At 42.4% G+C, this 17055-nt stretch carries 15 protein-coding genes; 13 read left to right on the top strand and 2 right to left on the bottom strand.

From position 1 onward, the window contains the following. The first annotated feature begins 15 nt into the window (after nucleotides 1-15). The 5 genes from FFM67_RS02555 (at nucleotide 16) to truA (ending at nucleotide 4551) form a co-directional block, all read left to right on the top strand. Nucleotides 16-852 (top strand): energy-coupling factor ABC transporter ATP-binding protein, encoded by an 837-nt coding sequence (locus FFM67_RS02555; RefSeq protein WP_137613096.1) that lies wholly within the window; start codon nucleotides 16-18, stop codon nucleotides 850-852. Next, entirely contained in the window at nucleotides 828-1697 is an 870-nt protein-coding gene (locus FFM67_RS02550; RefSeq protein ID WP_137613095.1) for an energy-coupling factor ABC transporter ATP-binding protein, read from the top strand. The genes FFM67_RS02555 and FFM67_RS02550 overlap by 25 nt, the downstream gene beginning before the upstream one ends. After that, entirely contained in the window at nucleotides 1687-2484 is a 798-nt protein-coding gene (locus tag FFM67_RS02545; RefSeq protein WP_137613094.1) for an energy-coupling factor transporter transmembrane component T family protein, read from the top strand. Before FFM67_RS02550 ends, FFM67_RS02545 begins: the two co-directional genes overlap by 11 nt. A gap of 105 nt (nucleotides 2485-2589) precedes the next feature. Further along, a complete protein-coding gene (locus tag FFM67_RS02540) occupies nucleotides 2590-3576 on the top strand; it encodes a DUF4767 domain-containing protein (protein WP_137613093.1) in 987 nt (328 codons plus the stop codon). Nucleotides 3577-3804: 228 nt separating this feature from the next. Beyond that, entirely contained in the window at nucleotides 3805-4551 is a 747-nt protein-coding gene (gene truA / locus FFM67_RS02535; RefSeq protein ID WP_137613092.1) for a tRNA pseudouridine(38-40) synthase TruA, read from the top strand. A 36-nt stretch (nucleotides 4552-4587) separates the two neighbouring features. Here truA and FFM67_RS02530 read toward each other — a convergent pair whose 3' ends face one another. Then, nucleotides 4588-7182 carry a YfhO family protein gene (locus FFM67_RS02530; protein WP_137613091.1) on the bottom strand — a complete coding sequence of 865 codons (2595 nt, stop codon included), beginning with the start codon at nucleotides 7180-7182 and terminating at the stop codon, nucleotides 4588-4590. A gap of 224 nt (nucleotides 7183-7406) precedes the next feature. Continuing rightward, on the bottom strand, nucleotides 7407-7595 hold the full coding sequence (gene rpmB, locus FFM67_RS02525) for a 50S ribosomal protein L28 (RefSeq protein WP_071861708.1): 189 nt from the start codon (nucleotides 7593-7595) through the stop codon (nucleotides 7407-7409). 309 nt (nucleotides 7596-7904) lie between these two features. On the opposite strand from rpmB, the gene FFM67_RS02520 reads away from it, so the two are divergent. From FFM67_RS02520 to rnc, 8 genes are all read left to right on the top strand, one after another. Next, nucleotides 7905-8267: an Asp23/Gls24 family envelope stress response protein gene (locus tag FFM67_RS02520; protein ID WP_071861707.1), complete on the top strand. Its 363-nt coding sequence runs from the start codon at nucleotides 7905-7907 to the stop codon at nucleotides 8265-8267. Nucleotides 8268-8296: 29 nt separating this feature from the next. After that, entirely contained in the window at nucleotides 8297-9979 is a 1683-nt protein-coding gene (locus FFM67_RS02515; protein ID WP_137613090.1) for a DAK2 domain-containing protein, read from the top strand. Nucleotides 9980-10328: 349 nt separating this feature from the next. Continuing rightward, the gene (gene recG / locus FFM67_RS02510; RefSeq protein WP_170177981.1) at nucleotides 10329-12359 is read left to right on the top strand and encodes an ATP-dependent DNA helicase RecG; all 2031 of its coding nucleotides are present in this window, start codon (nucleotides 10329-10331) and stop codon (nucleotides 12357-12359) included. A 62-nt stretch (nucleotides 12360-12421) separates the two neighbouring features. Further along, nucleotides 12422-13423 carry a phosphate acyltransferase PlsX gene (gene plsX, locus FFM67_RS02505; protein ID WP_137613089.1) on the top strand — a complete coding sequence of 334 codons (1002 nt, stop codon included), beginning with the start codon at nucleotides 12422-12424 and terminating at the stop codon, nucleotides 13421-13423. A 117-nt stretch (nucleotides 13424-13540) separates the two neighbouring features. Further along, nucleotides 13541-13786 (top strand): acyl carrier protein, encoded by a 246-nt coding sequence (gene acpP / locus FFM67_RS02500; protein WP_071861816.1) that lies wholly within the window; start codon nucleotides 13541-13543, stop codon nucleotides 13784-13786. A gap of 197 nt (nucleotides 13787-13983) precedes the next feature. Continuing rightward, on the top strand, nucleotides 13984-14523 hold the full coding sequence (locus FFM67_RS02495) for a PadR family transcriptional regulator (RefSeq protein WP_137613088.1): 540 nt from the start codon (nucleotides 13984-13986) through the stop codon (nucleotides 14521-14523). A 9-nt stretch (nucleotides 14524-14532) separates the two neighbouring features. Next, nucleotides 14533-16080: an MFS transporter gene (locus FFM67_RS02490; RefSeq protein ID WP_137613087.1), complete on the top strand. Its 1548-nt coding sequence runs from the start codon at nucleotides 14533-14535 to the stop codon at nucleotides 16078-16080. Between the two features lie 268 nt (nucleotides 16081-16348). Further along, complete coding sequence (gene rnc / locus FFM67_RS02485; protein WP_137613086.1) at nucleotides 16349-17044, top strand: ribonuclease III; 696 nt, start codon at nucleotides 16349-16351, stop codon at nucleotides 17042-17044. The last annotated feature ends 11 nt before the right edge of the window (nucleotides 17045-17055 follow it).

Here is a 17055-nt window from a genome sequence, read left to right as displayed (position 1 = left end):
TGGAAAGGTGTAACCATGGAGCCAATTATTGAAATCAATCAAATAGAATTTAGTTATCAAGAAGAAACGAAGCCTGCGTTAAAAAATGTCAGCTTTTCCATTGAGCGTGGTGAATGGGTGGCCATCGTAGGTCATAACGGTTCAGGAAAATCGACATTAGCTAAAGCAATCAATGGGTTGCATCTGCCGCAAAAGGGCACGGTTCATGTTGGTGGGAAAGAATTGTCTGAAGAAACCGTCTGGGACATTCGCCGTCAAGTAGGAATGGTCTTTCAGAATCCGGACAATCAATTTGTCGGAGCGACGGTAGAAGATGATGTGGCCTTTGGTTTAGAGAACCAAGGAATCGAGCGAAGCGAAATGCAGCACCGCGTGCAAGATGCCTTAGAAAAGGTTAAAATGCAAGACTTTGCGACCCGTGAGCCTGCGCGTCTATCAGGTGGACAAAAGCAACGGGTAGCGATCGCTGGTGTGGTAGCGTTACGTCCAGATATTATCATTCTCGATGAAGCAACCAGCATGCTTGACCCTGAAGGTCGTGATGATGTCATTGCAACGATTCGCAAGATCAAAGAAGAAAGCGAATTGACGGTTATCTCAATTACTCATGATATTGATGAAGCGGCCAGTGCCAACCGCATTTTAGTTATGCGAGACGGAGAACTGTATCAAGAAGGTACGCCGGATGAAATTTTTTCTGAAGGACCAGAGCTGGTAGCATTAGGACTGGATTTGCCATTTCCGGAAAAATTGAAAGCGGCGTTAAATGCACGTGGGGTTACTGTCCCGCAAAATTATTTAGATGAAGAAGGGATGGTGGAGTGGTTATGGACATCCGTTTTGAAAAAGTAAGTTATGTTTATCAACCAAATACGCCCTTTGAACAACGTGCCTTGCATGAAATTGAACTAAATATTAAGGAAGGCTCTTATACCGCCTTAGTCGGCCATACCGGCAGCGGGAAGTCTACCTTATTGCAACATTTAAATGCGCTATTGAAACCAACGGCTGGCGAAGTTACTATTGGAGATCGCGTTATCACGCCTACTACTGATAATAAAAACCTAAAGCCTGTTCGAAAGAAAGTTGGGATTGTTTTTCAATTTCCTGAAGCACAGCTTTTTGAAGAAACGGTTGCAAAGGATATTGCCTTTGGTCCGAAAAATTTTGGGATCAGTGAGGAAGATGCCTACGTCTTAGCGAGAGAAAATTTAAAATTAGTGGGACTTGATGAAGAATATTTAGAACGTTCGCCTTTTGAACTGTCAGGAGGTCAAATGCGGCGCGTTGCGATTGCTGGGGTTCTGGCAATGGAACCAGACGTCTTGGTCTTAGATGAGCCGACAGCGGGCTTAGATCCCCTTGGGCGTAAAGAGATGATGGAAATGTTCTGGCGTTTGCATCAAGAAAAAAATATGACGATTGTTTTAGTGACTCATTTAATGGATGACGTGGCAAATTTTGCTGATTATGTTTACGTACTAGAAAAAGGACAAGTAGTTAAACACGGCGAACCGAATAAAGTTTTTGAAAATGTTGCTTGGTTAAAGGAAAAACAATTAGGTGTTCCTCAAGCGACGGCGTTTGCTGAAAAAATGCAGGAAAGAGGCGCTGAATTTGATCAACTACCTTTAACCGAAGGTGAGTTGGCAGATTGGATCCTTCAACAGGCAGGAGGAAACGCCCATGATGAATAAATTGATTTTTGGTCGTTATATTCCCGGAGATTCATTGATTCATCGTTTAGATCCGAGAGCCAAACTCGTTGCTAGTTTTTATTTCATTGGGATTATTTTCTTAGCAAATAATTGGCAAAGTTATTTATTTTTAGCCGCTTTTACACTGTTTGCGGTCTTTTTATCAAAAATTAGTCTGAGCTTCTTTTTACGAGGCGTTCGGCCGCTGATTTGGTTGATCGTTTTCACGGTCGCTTTACAGATGCTGTTTACACGTGGTGGGACATTGTATTGGTCTTGGGGTGTCTTTAGCCTTTCGTCTTACGGCATTCAAAACGGATTGTTTATTTTCTGCCGGTTTGTTTTGATTATTTTTATGTCTACTTTGTTGACGTTGACGACACCGCCGTTATCGATGTCTGACGCGATCGAGTCTTTGTTAAATCCCTTGAAACGATTCCATTTGCCAGTACATGAAATCGCCTTGATGTTGTCGATTGCTTTACGTTTTGTGCCGACATTAATGGATGAAACCGAAAAAATCATGAACGCACAACGAGCGCGTGGAGTAGATTTCAACGATGGCAATTTGATTCAAAAAGTCAAAGCAATCGTGCCGTTATTAATTCCACTGTTTGTTAGCAGCTTCAATCGAGCAGAGGATTTAGCGACAGCGATGGAAGCCCGCGGCTATCGTGGTGGTGAAGGCCGCAGCAAATACCGTAAATTAAAATGGGCTAATCGTGATACGCTTGTTTTAGTCGTTTTTGCAACGGCGACGATTATTTTAATCTTTTTACGTAGTTAAGCTTGGAGACCCCAAGCTTTTTTTGTTCTGCTCGTTGGTGGAAGTATGAGTTGAGAAAATACTTCGCGCCGTTTACACTAGTAGTAAAAGGGAACGGGTGATTGTATGAAAAAATACTTAGTACTGACACTTGTTTTATTGGCAGCGGCTGGTTGTGGCAGACAAACGTCTACGAACGAAAAAAGAGATCAGTCTTTGGGTGCGGAAAGTTCTGCCGCTCAGTCTAGTTCTAGTAACCCCACGCAGGAGAGTACCAAGACGCTTTGGACAAAGGAACAAGAAAAGCAATTGGCTCTTTTAATGGAACGTTGGGGAGAAACGATGGGGCAAAAGTATCAGCGCTTCAATGAAGGTGAATCCCTCAACTTTCAAAATAGTGAAATAACTAAAGATACTTTAACCAAAGAGGGAATAAATTTGGCGGGCCAGAATAGAGAGGTCGCTGTTTTTCCACCGACTGAGGAAACTGGAAAAGTGAATATCGTGAGTATGTATACAGATAACAGTCGGCTTTATTTATTTATTTTTGATCAAAGAACCCCCAAAGTTTTAGTGACCGAAAGCGGTAAAAATGACCAAGGAAAGCTTAGTTTTATTGAAACACAGAATCAAGCGTTAAAAGACGGTTACCAAGCGGTTGTAAAGGGACAGCCTCTGCCGGAGTTTGAAAAAAATGATGAGGGCTTTAACAAATTGTCTCCTAATTTACAGGCGTTGTTAGCAACTGAAATTTTAGATGATCGAATCAGCTTTGACCCATCATTGCACGGCTTCTTCTTACGCTATTATCAAGAAGGAAAGGATCTTTATGTGCAGCTTCATAGTGGTGTAGGTGTAGGACATCCGATTTATCATATGGTTTATGAGGGAAATCAAGTACGGCCGGTAGAAGGTTTTGTCCGTGTTTCGGCCAATCAATATGAAGCGATTGAAATGCGGTCACCCGTTTCAAACCAGACTTTGTTCGATCATTATCAAAAAAATAAAGCGGCATATGATAGTGGAGAAATGAACGTTCAAGTTGAACCGAAAATGAAACAGTATTTTAATGAAAGTAAACGAATTGTTGAGGAACAAGGAGGAGTTGGCTAGAGTGGTCAGCCACTTTGTATTGAATCGGCCTAGGAAGTGTTTTCTTCGAATGAAAGAGAAAAATGTAATGGATTAAAAAATTGCACTTTTTTTGGTAAAACGATGATTAACTGTAACTAGGCCTTACCGTCCTAAGCGCGAAATCTTAGACAACCCATTTGTGCACATTGGAATTGGCTTGAAAAGCTGTTATAATGACAAGGATTTTTATGGTTGAGGAGCGGGAGAATGGTAAGATATAAAGCAGTCATCGCGTATGATGGTACGCATTTTAATGGTTTTCAGAAGCAGCCGAATGGGCGGACGGTGCAGGAAGAAGTCGAAAAAACCTTACAAAAAATGAACAATGGCGAACCTGTAACGATTTTCGGATCAGGTCGGACGGATGCTGGGGTTCATGCGATAGGGCAGGTCATTCATTTTGATTATCCACAGGAACGTCCGTTGGAGCGGATGCGTTTTGCATTAGATACTCAGACGCCGGAGGATATTGCGGTGTCTTCAGTGGAAATCGCAGCGGATGATTTTCACGCTCGCTATCATGTAGTGGAGAAGACGTATCATTTTAAGGTTCAGATTGAAAAACCCCGGAGTCCGTTTCGGCGTTTTTACGCCGCCTATTTTCCGTATCCTCTTGATTTGAATTTGATCCGACAGGCCTTGCCGGATTTGCTTGGAACCCACGATTTTACGTCTTTTTGTGCGACGGGCGGTGCGATCGAAGATAAGGTTCGAACGATCTATCAGGCGGATCTAGTGGTAAATGAAGCAGGAACAGAACTGACCTTCATTTTTCGCGGCAATGGTTTCTTGTATAAAATGATTCGGATTTTAGTCGGGACCTTATTAAAAATCGGCAATGGTCGGATTCCGGCGGATAGTATTCCGGAAATTCTCGCGGCAAAAGATCGAAATCTCGCTGGCCCAACGGCGCATCCAGAAGGATTGTATTTGGCAGAAGTAAAATATGAATAAAAAATGAGCTGCGAATTGTCGCAGCTCATTTTTTATTTAATGTCGATAGGTCTTACGGGGTTTTAGCATCCATAAGTAAAGTAGGAACAGACCAATCGCGACGATGAAGGAGACAGCTCCTGCGATAAATCCTTTTGGTAAATAGCTAAAGGTGACTTTGTGCTTGCCCTTAGGAATAGGAATGCTGACAAAGGCATTTTGAAAGGCTTTTGTCTGCACTTTTTTGCCGTCGATTTTGGCGGTCCAGCCTTCATCGTAGGGAATCGTAGTGATCAATGTTCGAGCTTCTTTACTGTTAACGGTTCCTTCCGCACTGTGTTTACCAACCGTCATGGCAACACCGTTGTCTTTGATTTTATCGACAGCCAATTTGTAGGCAACCGTATCTAACGCCAAGACTTGCGGATTTTGGAAGCTGATGGACTTAGTACCATAGAAACTGGCGGTAAAAGTAACCATCGTCGCTTTTTGATAATAACCTAAATCATAATACTGGCCACTGATGCCGATTTGTGCTTGGCGTGTTTGACCGTTGGCGGTGACGGTGGCGGTAGAGCTCTCTAATTCGGCAAAGTCATAAGGATAGAGACTTAGATAGGCTTGAGTATTAGCAGGAATCTGTACCCGCCAAGACACCTCTTTGGCGACGTTGCTTTGCTTTTCAGTGATCGTCGTAAGATTGCCAGCATTGGTGACATTGGCATTTTTTGTGCCAACTTGGTTCATGGGTAAGAATTGGAAATAGTGAAACTGTTCTTGTGACAAGCCATTGAATAATTGAGTTTGGGTTCCCAAATTGTCGTTTGGTGAAGCCTGCAGTTTATCAATACTCCGTGGGGCCGTAAAGGCTAAAGGCAACGCGTTGTCGTTTTCGAATAGATTGTATTCGCCGACACTGTCAATTTTATTGAAGCCGTATTTATTTAAATTTTTCGTCTTGGCAATATTGTATTTAATCCCGGTGAAGGCATCCGCCAGTAAGGTATTGTTTTGATAGCGAATATTCAGGCTGGTTCCTCTTGAACGAAAGCCTAGCTGATCCATGTAACCGGAAGAATGGCGATTACGGATGGATGAGAACATGCTGATGCCACTATAACCGTAATTAAAGGTATCGTTGGAAGAAACCGGATCAAGATTTTCCATGCGATAGAAGGTTTGATTGTCCTCTTTTGTTTTATCCACTAGTGCTTTGATGGATGGGTAAGGTTCAGTATACAGGCTACGAGAGGCGTAATTCCAATCCTTCAAGATGCCGCGAGCCATAAAATCACTATTGATAAAGGCTTCAGAACTCATGATCAGCAATAAAATAATGGTCAAGGTTTTCAACGGAATCTTATTGAAATAGTGTCCGGTAAAAAGCAGCGCATAGGCCGCGACAAAACCGACAGATAAATAAAGTGAGATTGGCTTGAGATAATGATAATCTTTGCCCTTCATTCCCCAAAAAATGGCGAATACGGCAATTAAGAGTAGACAAGCCGCGACCAATTGTAACATGTTCTCACGGTCTAATTTTTCCCATCCCCAAGCCGCCAAAGTAATCACTAAGAAGGAGAGCAAGTAAGCATAGCGGAACAAGAACATATTTGGTGCATGCATACCATGCCAAAATAAATTCATTGGTTGGATATAAAAGCTGGCAATCAAAATTGCGGCGATTGTTCCATAAGCCAGTTTGTTTTTCCAAGGAATTTTTTTACAGATAAAGAAAAATAAACAAAGAGCTAAAGGCAACAAACCGATATAAATAAAGGGAATCGAGCCGTATTTGGTCGTGTCGTAAGAGCCAATCAAATTCTTGGCGATAACATCCCACCAAGCAGTCGCTTCGGTCTTAAAGGTCGTGATCTTAGTCAATTCCTCCCCATTCGTCCGCAGATCAAGGATCGACGGCAGAATCATGATCATTGAGGCAAAACCGGCCAATAAGGAAGTGATCCCGTAAGGCAGAATACTTTTTTTATAGACTTTCCAGTTGGTAAGCAGTCGGGCGATGAAATACAGGACGGAAAAAATACCGATCATAAAGCCCATATAAAAACTTGTCAAAAACAACATTAAATAGGAAACAAACAGTACCGTCGGCTTCTTCAAATCCATTACTCGATTAATGCCCCAGATGATCAAAGGCAGATAAACAAAAGCATCCAACCACATGATGATCTCAGAATGTGCGATGGTAAAGGACATCAAGGCGTAACTGACACTTAAAGCGACGCGTGACCAGTTGGGCAATTTGAAACTGCCTTTAGCATAAAACCAAAAGGCTAAACCGGCGGAGCCGATTTTCAACAAGGTCAAAAAATACAAGGCGTCCGGCATCAGCTGATTGGGGAAAAAGATCACCAACGGCGTAAAGAAGCCGCCAAGATAATAAGAGACTAGTGACAAATAGTTCAAGCCTAGCGAGGCATTCCAAGTATAAAAAAAGCCCTGCTTGCCTAAAAGCATATTGCGAAAACTTGCGTGAAAATTCGAAAATTGGGAAAAGGCATCGCTGGCTAAAACACTTCGGCTTGACCCAGGATAGATCCCAATCGTTAAATAAACGATTACCATCAGCAAAACAGGCAGCAAAAAGCTCGCCAGCAAATACCAACGGTTTTCTTTAAGGTAGTTCTTCATATAAAATCACCAAACTTCTTTCAACAGACTATCCAAATTTTACCACAGAAGCGAGGAATTATTGTGAAGGAGCTATGAAACTGAAACAAATTTTTGAATAAGTAAGTTGAAAAAGAACAACAAAAAAAGTGGGCTGGAAGGACCAGCTCACTTTCTATTCGACAATTATGTATATTTTTCTAAAAAATAAAAACCGCTCTATAAGAACGGTTTGATTGGATAGATTAAACTCGTTCAACTTTTCCTGATTTCAAAGCACGAGTTGAAACCCAAACTTTTTTAGGTTTTCCGTCGATTAATACACGAACTTTTTGTAAATTAGGTTTAACAGTACGTTTCGTAGCGTTTAAAGCGTGAGAACGGTTGTTTCCGCTACTTGTTTTACGACCAGTAAAATAGCAAACTTTTGCCATGTGTTGTTTCCTCCTTATACCTTGATTTCGGAGCGCTTCTTTGGCTCATACTAAAGTAATTTAGCACATCTTGTCTAAATTAGCAAGTGAATTTTTTTAGAAAGATTGACAAGCGCAGTGTTTGCGGGTAAATTATACTCTGTTAGCATAAAAAAATTTGTGTTTGAAGTAGTGCTTTAAAAGACAGGGAAAAAACTGACTAGTATCAGCAAATCGCAATGGAACTTTCTTTTATTTGTCATAGGGCTATGATAAACTGTTATAGTAGAAAAAGTGGGCGATTAGGCCTATTTAAGGAGGCTAACAACTATGGCTGTGAAAATTAATACACAGACTGGTATGATCGAAATTTCAAACGACGTCATCGCGACGGTTGTCGGCGGTGCAGTTACTGATGTGTTTGGTATCGTCGGTATGGCTAGTAAAAAACAAATCAAAGATAATATCACAGAAATTTTAAGAAAAGAAAATTATTCACGGGGCGTCGTTGTACGTCAAGAAGAGAACGGAATCGCGGTTGATGTCTATACGATCATCAGCTACGGCACGAAGATCTCAGAAGTGTCACGAAATGTCCAAGAAAAAGTGAAATACAATTTGGAAACGATGCTTGGGGTCAAAGCCAATTCAGTGAATGTTTATGTTCAAGGTGTACGTGTTCTGCCGGACTAAAGGCAGCGTTCTTAAGGAGGACTAAGTAAGTGAAGGTAACAGAAATCAGCGCGAGTCAATTCCAAGAAATGGTAGAGGCTGGCGCTAAACGTCTGCAAGTCAATGCAGAGTATGTCAATTCATTAAATGTTTTTCCCGTACCGGATGGAGATACAGGAACTAACATGAATTTATCAATGACCAGCGGTGCGACAGCCGTTGTGAATTCTGCTTCAGAAAAAGTTGGCGAGTTAGCCAATGTACTAGCAAAAGGGTTGTTGATGGGTGCGCGGGGAAATTCCGGCGTAATTTTATCGCAATTATTCCGCGGCTTTTCGAAGCAAATTTTAGATGTAGATACATTGAATGCCAAAGATTTAGCTGAAGCGCTTGTTCACGGTGTGGAAACTGCGTATAAAGCAGTTATGAAACCCGTTGAAGGCACAATCTTGACAGTAGCGCGTGAATCTGCCAAAGCAGGCGAACGAAAAGCAAATCAAACGGACGATGTAATTGAAGTGATGACATCGGTTGTAAAATACGGAAAAAAAGCATTAGACAAGACACCAGAAATGTTGCCAGTGTTAAAAGAAGTTGGCGTAGTAGATAGCGGAGGTCAAGGACTATTGTTCATTTATGAAGGCTTTTTAAGTGCTCTAAATGGCGAGTTCCAAGCCGATGATACGTATGAACCTAGTCCAGCTGAAATGGATGAAATGGTAAATGCCGAACATCATCGTAGTGTACAAGGCCAATTAGCAACGGAAGATATCAAATTTGGTTACTGTACAGAGATTATGGTACGTCTTGGCGAAGGCCCAACTGTCGACAGCCAATTTGATTATGATAAATTCCGTAATTACTTAGACGGAATCGGGGATTCTTTATTAGTCGTGAACGATGATGAAATCGTCAAAGTCCATGTCCATACGGAACATCCAGGGGAAGTCATGAATTATGGGCAAAAATTTGGTGCTTTAATGAAAGTCAAAGTCGATAATATGCGTCAACAGCATGAAACGATTTTGGAACATGATGAAGAAGTTACTGCCTTTGAAGCGACACCTGCGGAACGCAAGCCATATGGAATCATTGCTATTGCGGCCGGTGAAGGCGTTCAAGAATTATTCAAGAGCTTAGGAGCTGATTTTGTCATCAGCGGTGGTCAAACCATGAACCCAAGTACGGAAGATATTCTGAAAGCTATCGAAGAAGTCAATGCCGATCAAGTGATCGTCTTACCAAATAATAAAAATATCTTCATGGCAGCCGATCAAGCAGCAGAAGTTGCCGGTATCCCGGTAGCCGTTGTTCCAAGCAAAACGGTCTCTCAAGGAATGACAGCAATGTTAGCCTTCAATGGGGATCAGAGTTTGGAAGACAATAAAGTTGCAATGACAGACATGCTTGAATCCGTTGTTAGCGGACAAATCACCAACGCGATTCGTGACACTGCCATCGACGGCGTGGAAATCCACGAAGGTGACTATCTAGGAATGATCGATGGTAAAATCGTTCTTTCTGAAGCGGACAAGTATCAAGTAACTTTAGATACTTTGAACAAAATGATTAGTGAAGATATCGAGATCATCACGATCATTGTCGGTGAAGAAGGAACACAGGCAGAAGCCGAAAAATTAAGTTCAGCCATTGAAGCAAGCTATCCAGACTTAGAGGTTGAGATCCACACAGGAAAACAACCCGTCTACCCATACTTGCTTTCAGCAGAATAAATCAACGTAGTCGGAGGGAGTGAGCCAAGAATATCTGGCTCACTCCCTCAAGTATTTCTCGCGGGAAAAACGTATTTTAGATTATGAAATGCTGCCAGTTTTTCTTCGCACGTTAGTGTGATTAGAAAAATGGTATGCGTACGAAGGTCGACTTATTTTTTCGGATTTTGAAAAAATAATTTCAAACCTATTGAGTTAGCTGCTAGTTTAACTAAGCAAAAAACAATTTTAGCGATAAGTTAAACAGAGGCTTAAGGAACTGGTGGAATGGTATACGGCTCGACAATCAACCAAATTTTTTGCTAGTTGAAAAATTTAGTCAAGAATAGGAGAAAGGAGTGTGGCCTTGATGATTCAAGAGACGGTATCGGTCTTGCCGGGTGTAGGACCCAAGCGAGCCCAAACCTTAGCGGAGCTAGGTATTGTTACGATCGAGGATTTGTTAAGCTATTATCCTTTTCGCTATGAAGATATCCAAGAAAAAAATCTATTAGAAATTAATGATCAGGAAAAGGTGACGTTAAAAGGTGTGATCGTTTCGGCACCAGTCGTGAGTCGCTTTGGCTACAAAAAAAGCCGTCTGCAGTTTCGTATGATGCAGGATCACGCGGTCTTCATGGTCTCCTTTTTTAATCAGCCCTATTTAAAAGACAAAGTAGAAGTCGGAGAAGAATTAGCCGTCTATGGGAAATGGGATGCGAAGCGGAAGTCAATGACAGGTATGAAAATCTTAGGCGGCAAGCAAACGGAAGAATATGCGCCGATTTATCATGTTACGAAAGCGATCCGCCAAAGTACGCTGGTGGATTTGATCAAGGTCGCCTTTGAAAAATTTGGCGAGCAAGTCACAGAAAATCTGCCAGATTATCTGATTGAAAAATATCGTTTGATGCCGCGTAAACAAGCGATGCGGGCGATGCACTTTCCTAAGAGTCCAGCAGAAAGCCAGCAGGCCAAGCGACGCGTTGTTTTTGAAGAATTTTTCTTGTTTCAAATGCGGATGCAAGGGTTGAAGCAAAGCGAACGCAGTGAGAAAAATGGGATCGCGATTCGTTACGACGTGGCGCGGTTAAAGCAATTCACCCAGAAGCTGCCTTTTGAATTAACGGATGCCCAAAAGCGGGTGACGAATGAAATTTGCTATGATCTCCGAAGCAAAAAGCACATGCAGCGTTTACTGCAAGGAGACGTTGGGAGCGGGAAGACAGTCGTTGCGGCGATCGCTTTATACGCAACAATGACCGCAGGGTTTCAAGGTGCACTAATGGTGCCCACCGAAATTTTGGCTCAGCAGCATTTGGAGAGTTTGAATCAATTATTTGATCCGTTAGAAATGACAACGGCGCTATTAACTGGCTCGACGAAAACCAAAGAACGACGAGCGATCTTAGCAGGTCTGCAAAACGGGGAGATCGATGTGGTAATTGGGACCCATGCTCTGATCCAAGACGATGTGCAATTTGCCAAGCTAGGCTTAGTGATCACCGATGAACAGCATCGCTTCGGCGTTAACCAGCGCCGGGTTTTACGAGAAAAAGGCTTGCATCCGGATGTCCTCTTTATGACAGCGACGCCAATCCCCCGGACACTGGCGATTACAGCTTATGGCGAGATGGATGTTTCGATCATTGATCAAATGCCGGCTGGACGGATCCCAGTTAAAACTAGTTGGATCAAGCCGAAGCAATTGGAACATACATTGGATTGGGCAAAGCAGGAATTGCAGCTGGGCCATCAACTTTACGTCATCTGTCCTTTGATTGAAGAATCTGAAGCGTTAGACGTCAAAAATGCGACGGAAATTTATGAGCATTTGAGCGAATATTACGCACCAGATTATCAGGTCAGCCTCTTGCATGGGAAAATGAAAAATGCCGAGAAAGAGACGATCATGGAGGAATTTAAAGACAATCAAAGTCAAATCCTCGTTTCTACGACGGTGATTGAAGTAGGGGTCAATGTGCCCAACGCGACGGTGATGTTTATTATGGATGCTGATCGTTTTGGTTTAGCGCAGCTTCACCAATTGCGAGGCCGAGTTGGTCGGGGGTCTGACGCGTCGTATTGTATCCTAGTCGCCAGTCCGAAAAATGACATGGGGAAAGAGCGCATGATGATCATGACTGAGACGAACAATGGTTTTGTCTTAAGTGAAAAAGACTTAGAACTACGTGGGCCCGGGGAAGTGTTTGGCTTCCGCCAATCAGGCTTGCCACAATTTCTAATTGCTGATTTGGTCAACGATGCCACGGTGCTAGAAGTCGCTCGCGATGAGGCCAATCAAATTTGGCAAGTTGAGAATTGGCGGCAGCAGCCAGCCTTTGCTCCTTTAGCTCAGGTACTAAAACCAACTGAAACCGGGGAAACATACTTTGATTAGTGTGCTATACTGTAAAAAAAATATTATAGGTTAACAATGATATGAAGAAGGAGAACAATTTCATGAAAATTGCTGTAGATGCAATGGGCGGCGACTTTGCACCAAAAGCCATTGTCGAAGGCGTGATGCTTGCCCAAAAAAAACACCCAGAGATCGAGTTCCAATTGTATGGAAAAGAAGACGCGATCCGCGAATATCTGACAAACGAAAAAAATATCACAATCATTCACACGGATGAAAAAATCAATAGTGATGATGAACCGGTGAAGGCAATCCGCCGTAAAAAGACCGCTTCGATGGTTTTAGCGGCACAAGCAGTTAAAGAAGGAAAAGCCGATGCGATCTTTTCTGCCGGGAATACCGGTGCATTGTTAGCGGCGGGCTTGTTTGTGGTAGGACGGATCAAAGGGATTGAACGTCCCGGCTTGATGTCCACCTTGCCCGTTTTGAACGGTGACCAAGGCTTCGATATGCTGGATTTAGGTGCCAATGCGGAAAATAAAGCAGAGCATCTTCATCAATACGCGATCTTAGGTTCTTTTTATGCGAAGCACGTTCGTGGAATCGCAAAACCACGAGTGGGTCTGTTGAATAATGGAACAGAAGAAACGAAGGGCAGCGAATTGACAAAAGAGACCTTCAAGCTGTTGCAAGCTGAAGATAGTATCAATTTTGTCGGCAACGTTGAAGCGCGTGAACTATTAAATGGAGTAGCCGATGTTGTGGTGACAGACGGGTTTACCGGTAATGCGGTGCTAAAAACAATTGAAGGAACTGCGATGGGCTTAATGAGCTTGTTAAAAGGCAGTATCAATGAGGCAGGTGTCAAAGGTAAAATGGGCGCCTTGATGTTGAAAGATACGTTATATGGCTTAAAAGACAAATTGGACTACTCTGCTCATGGCGGTGCAGTGCTCTTTGGTTTGAAAGCACCGGTGATTAAAACGCACGGTTCAACAGGTCCTGAAGCAGTAGCCAATACGATTGACCAGATCCACACGATGCTAGAAACCGATGTTGTAGGGCAATTGGTCCAATTTTTTGAGGCACCAAAAGGCGAATAGTCCCAAGTTTATTTTCCCGAAAAAGGTAGACAAAGTGGGGAAACATCAGTAAAATGAACTGTGACCTTCTGGTAAAACATAAACGCATAATAGTTGATCAAGTGGAGGTGAATGTTGTTGACTCGTGAAGAAGTATTTAGCAAAGTTGCTGAAATAATTTCAAATCATTTTGAAATTGACAAAGATAAAGTGACTCTTGGATTGAGTATCAAAGACGACTTAAATGCAGATTCAATTAGTATCATGGAATTTGTCTTGGAATTAGAAGATGAATTCGGAACTGAGATTTCAGATGAAGACGCTGAAAAAATTGAAACAGTTGGAGCTGCGGTTGATTACATTATGGAAACCAATCAAGCTTAAGCCAATGGACGTGAAATCATTTGATTTCACGTTTTTTTTTTAGGGTGTGCCAGCAGTACTTATTTCCGGATAAGTTACTTCTGGGACACCTCTTTTTCTTTTCGGAATTTTCTGAAACAAAAAGGTTGACAATGTGTCGGAAAGACCTATAATAGAAAAGCTATATGTCGAAAAGACTGATGAAGGGAGTGGCGGAAATGTATGATCTTTTGATTTTAGGCTCGTTGTTGACAGGGGATAAGACGGGCTATAAGTTGCAAAAAATCATGAGTCTTGCGTTATCACCAATGCGAAAAATTTCTAACGGTATTTTGTATCCGGTCTTGGATAAATTAGAGGAACAAGGGCTAGTGACTTCTCAGCTGCATGAGGTTGGGCGTAAATCAAAGTTGTTGCATCTAACGGAGAAGGGGCGCGAGCATTTTTTTACCTTGATGCGCGAGCCAGTACCTCAAGATGCTAAGCGAGAAGATGTCTTGCATTTCAAATTACGGTCCATTGATAGTGTACCAGTGGTGGATCAAATCACGATTTTGATGCAGTACCGTGAGTTTATGCAAAAGGATTTAGCGATTTACCAAGCAGCCCAAAAAGAGATGTCAGAACATGCGGAACGTTTGCCTGATTATGCCCAAAGATTTCAAACGTTAGTGGCCGTTTATGACTTAGACATCAAAGTGGCGGAAACGAAAATTGCATGGGTAGATCAACGCCTTAAGGAGATAGAGAGAAAGTAGGAAGAATCAATGAAAGAGAATAATTATCGCAAGTGGCTGTCACTTGTAGCCATGTCTTTAGGAGTGTTTATGGGGCTGTTGGATGTCACTGTTGTAAATGTGGCTTTACCAACAATGCAAAAAGCGTTCAATGAAAGTTTTAATTCATTACAGTGGGTCTTAAATGCCTACACCTTAGTCTTTGCTGTTACCTTATTAATCGTTTCAAAAATGGGGGATATGTACGGGCGTAAAAAAGTTTTTATCGCAAGTTTGATTTTATTCGTAGTTGCTTCCGTGGTTAACGGAATGGCGAGCTCGTTAGTGATTTTAAATATTGGCCGTGGGGTACAGGCAGTTGGAGGAGCCGGCATGATGTCGTTGTCTATGGCATTAGTCGCTTCGAACTTCGATGGGAAACAACGAGGTGTCGCCTTGGGGATTCTCGGGTCAGTGATCGGTTTATCTTCGGCGTCTGGTCCGTTAGTCGGCGGCTTGTTAGTCGATGCCTTTGGCTGGCCTTCGATCTTTTATGTGAATTTACCTGTGGGGATTATTGCAGTCATTATGACAGCAGTTTTCGTAAACGAAACGCCAAGCTATGGTCGGGACCAAAAGATTGATTTTCTAGGCATGCTTTTTTCTGCTGCAACGTTATTCAGCGCCATTTATGGCCTGATCCAAAAAGAAACAAATCCAAGTTGGGCGTGGACAGATATGCGAGTAGCTGGCTGGTTGATTTTGGCAGTCGGCTTATTGATTGCCTTTATTTTCATCGAAACTAACGTATCCGCACCGATGATGAACTTAAAAATGTTTAAGAATATCAATTTTGTCGGTTCGGTGATCGTGGCGTTTGCATTGGGTTCAGGAATTTACGCCTTCAGCACATATTTGACGGTTTTAATGCAAAACTATATCGGCTGGTCGGCTTTTGATACCGGCGTGCATCAATTAGCGATGTCTGTCTGGTCATTGGTTTTAGGTCCGGTGGTGGGGATCTTAGGCAATCGTTTCTCTAAAAAATGGATGATTGTCACGGGGATGATCTTAGGCGGCATCGGATTTATTTTATTGATTAACAATTTATCCGTTGATATGGGCTTCAAACAATTATGGCTGACCTTAGTTTTTGTCGGGATCGCAAATGGGATCGTGAATCCGGTCTTGAACTCAGCGGGACTTGAAGGCGTCGCCCCTCACGAAATGGGCATGGCTTCGGGCTTATTGAACGTCTTCCGCCAATTCGGCACGTCTTTCGGGGTGGTTATTTTAGGAATGGTGGAAGCCAGTCGCTACAATGCTTACTTCGAGGATCATTTATCTGATATAAAAATGCCGGCACAAGCAGCGGCTGGGCTGCACAAGGCAATTATTGATGCGGGGCCTTTTTCAGGTCACCAAATCGCTTTTAGTGAGCGACTAAGTAAATTGCCGTTTGCTCATGATTTTCAACAAGTCATTATTAAAGCCTTTGACCACGGCATGGTAGGCGTTAGTCTAACCGCAGCGGTGATCGTGTTGCTTGGTGGAGCAGGCGCCATCTTCTTTATGCGTGATACTAAAACGACAGTATAAGGATAAAAAACGTAGCACCCGGTATGGGTGCTACGTTTTTTTATCGCAATTGCAAGAAGCGCTTATTCCAAATTTTTTTCATAACATGTAGCGACAGATGGGTGAGATCAATTCATTCAGGTGAGCAATCAGTTTTTTGTCCCTTTTTTAGTAGTGAAAGCAAAGCTAAAGGTTGAAAATTTCTTACTATCATCACTTCTGATTTAAAATTCTAGTAAAAAACAGTATAATAAAGCGTGATGGAAATCTCAAAAAAAGGAATGAGCCCATGGATACACAGTTGATCAATGAATTGAAAGAAAATTACAGCATCGTCTTTCACGATGTGAACTTATTAGAACAGGCGTTTACCCACTCTTCATACGTGAATGAACACCGTAACATGAATATTTCAGATAATGAACGGTTAGAATTTTTAGGGGACGCTGTCTTAGAAATTCAAGTATCGGACTATTTGTATCACCATTATCCCAACTTGCCGGAAGGTCGGTTGACCCGCTTACGTTCGGCGATTGTACGGGAAGAAAGTTTATCAAAATTTGCGAAGGAATGTCATTTTGATCAGTACATCCTATTAGGCAAGGGCGAGGAAAATTCTGGCGGCCGAAGCCGCGCAGCGCTTTTGTGTGATTTATTCGAATCTTTCTTAGGGGCTTTGTATTTAGATCAAGGGTATGAAGTAGCATTGAACTTTATTAAAACGGTCGTCTTTCCGAAAATTGAAGCAGGTGTCTTTACGCGGGAGATGGACCATAAAACCCGCTTGCAAGAAGTCTTGCAAAAAAGCGGCGACGTAACCATTGAATATCGCTTAGTTGACGAAGAAGGTCCCGCTCATGAACGGATTTTTTCAATTGATGTCTACGCAGACGAGCGCTTGATTGGGTCCGGACAAGGGAAATCAAAAAAATTGGCGGAGCAAGATGCGGCTGAAAAAGCTTTGATTAAGTTGGCTAAAAAGTAGTGGGAATTTCC

The organism is Enterococcus viikkiensis (assembly GCF_005405345.1).
Taxonomy (GTDB): domain Bacteria; phylum Bacillota; class Bacilli; order Lactobacillales; family Enterococcaceae; genus Enterococcus_A; species Enterococcus_A viikkiensis.
Note: the sequence above shows the minus strand (reverse complement) of the source record. Positions and strands in the feature narration are given on the sequence as shown.

What these genes read in the sequence shown, in the direction of transcription:
- FFM67_RS02555 (WP_137613096.1), top strand. Translation starts at nt 16, where the DNA reads ATGGAGCCAATTATTGAAATCAATCAAATAGAATTTAGTTATCAAGAA.
- FFM67_RS02550 (WP_137613095.1), top strand. Translation starts at nt 828, where the DNA reads ATGGACATCCGTTTTGAAAAAGTAAGTTATGTTTATCAACCAAATACG.
- FFM67_RS02545 (WP_137613094.1), top strand. Translation starts at nt 1,687, where the DNA reads ATGATGAATAAATTGATTTTTGGTCGTTATATTCCCGGAGATTCATTG.
- FFM67_RS02540 (WP_137613093.1), top strand. Translation starts at nt 2,590, where the DNA reads ATGAAAAAATACTTAGTACTGACACTTGTTTTATTGGCAGCGGCTGGT.
- truA (WP_137613092.1), top strand. Translation starts at nt 3,805, where the DNA reads ATGGTAAGATATAAAGCAGTCATCGCGTATGATGGTACGCATTTTAAT.
- FFM67_RS02530 (WP_137613091.1), bottom strand. Translation starts at nt 7,182, where the DNA reads ATGAAGAACTACCTTAAAGAAAACCGTTGGTATTTGCTGGCGAGCTTT.
- rpmB (WP_071861708.1), bottom strand. Translation starts at nt 7,595, where the DNA reads ATGGCAAAAGTTTGCTATTTTACTGGTCGTAAAACAAGTAGCGGAAAC.
- FFM67_RS02520 (WP_071861707.1), top strand. Translation starts at nt 7,905, where the DNA reads ATGGCTGTGAAAATTAATACACAGACTGGTATGATCGAAATTTCAAAC.
- recG (WP_170177981.1), top strand. Translation starts at nt 10,329, where the DNA reads ATGATTCAAGAGACGGTATCGGTCTTGCCGGGTGTAGGACCCAAGCGA.
- plsX (WP_137613089.1), top strand. Translation starts at nt 12,422, where the DNA reads ATGAAAATTGCTGTAGATGCAATGGGCGGCGACTTTGCACCAAAAGCC.
- FFM67_RS02495 (WP_137613088.1), top strand. Translation starts at nt 13,984, where the DNA reads ATGTATGATCTTTTGATTTTAGGCTCGTTGTTGACAGGGGATAAGACG.
- FFM67_RS02490 (WP_137613087.1), top strand. Translation starts at nt 14,533, where the DNA reads ATGAAAGAGAATAATTATCGCAAGTGGCTGTCACTTGTAGCCATGTCT.
- rnc (WP_137613086.1), top strand. Translation starts at nt 16,349, where the DNA reads ATGGATACACAGTTGATCAATGAATTGAAAGAAAATTACAGCATCGTC.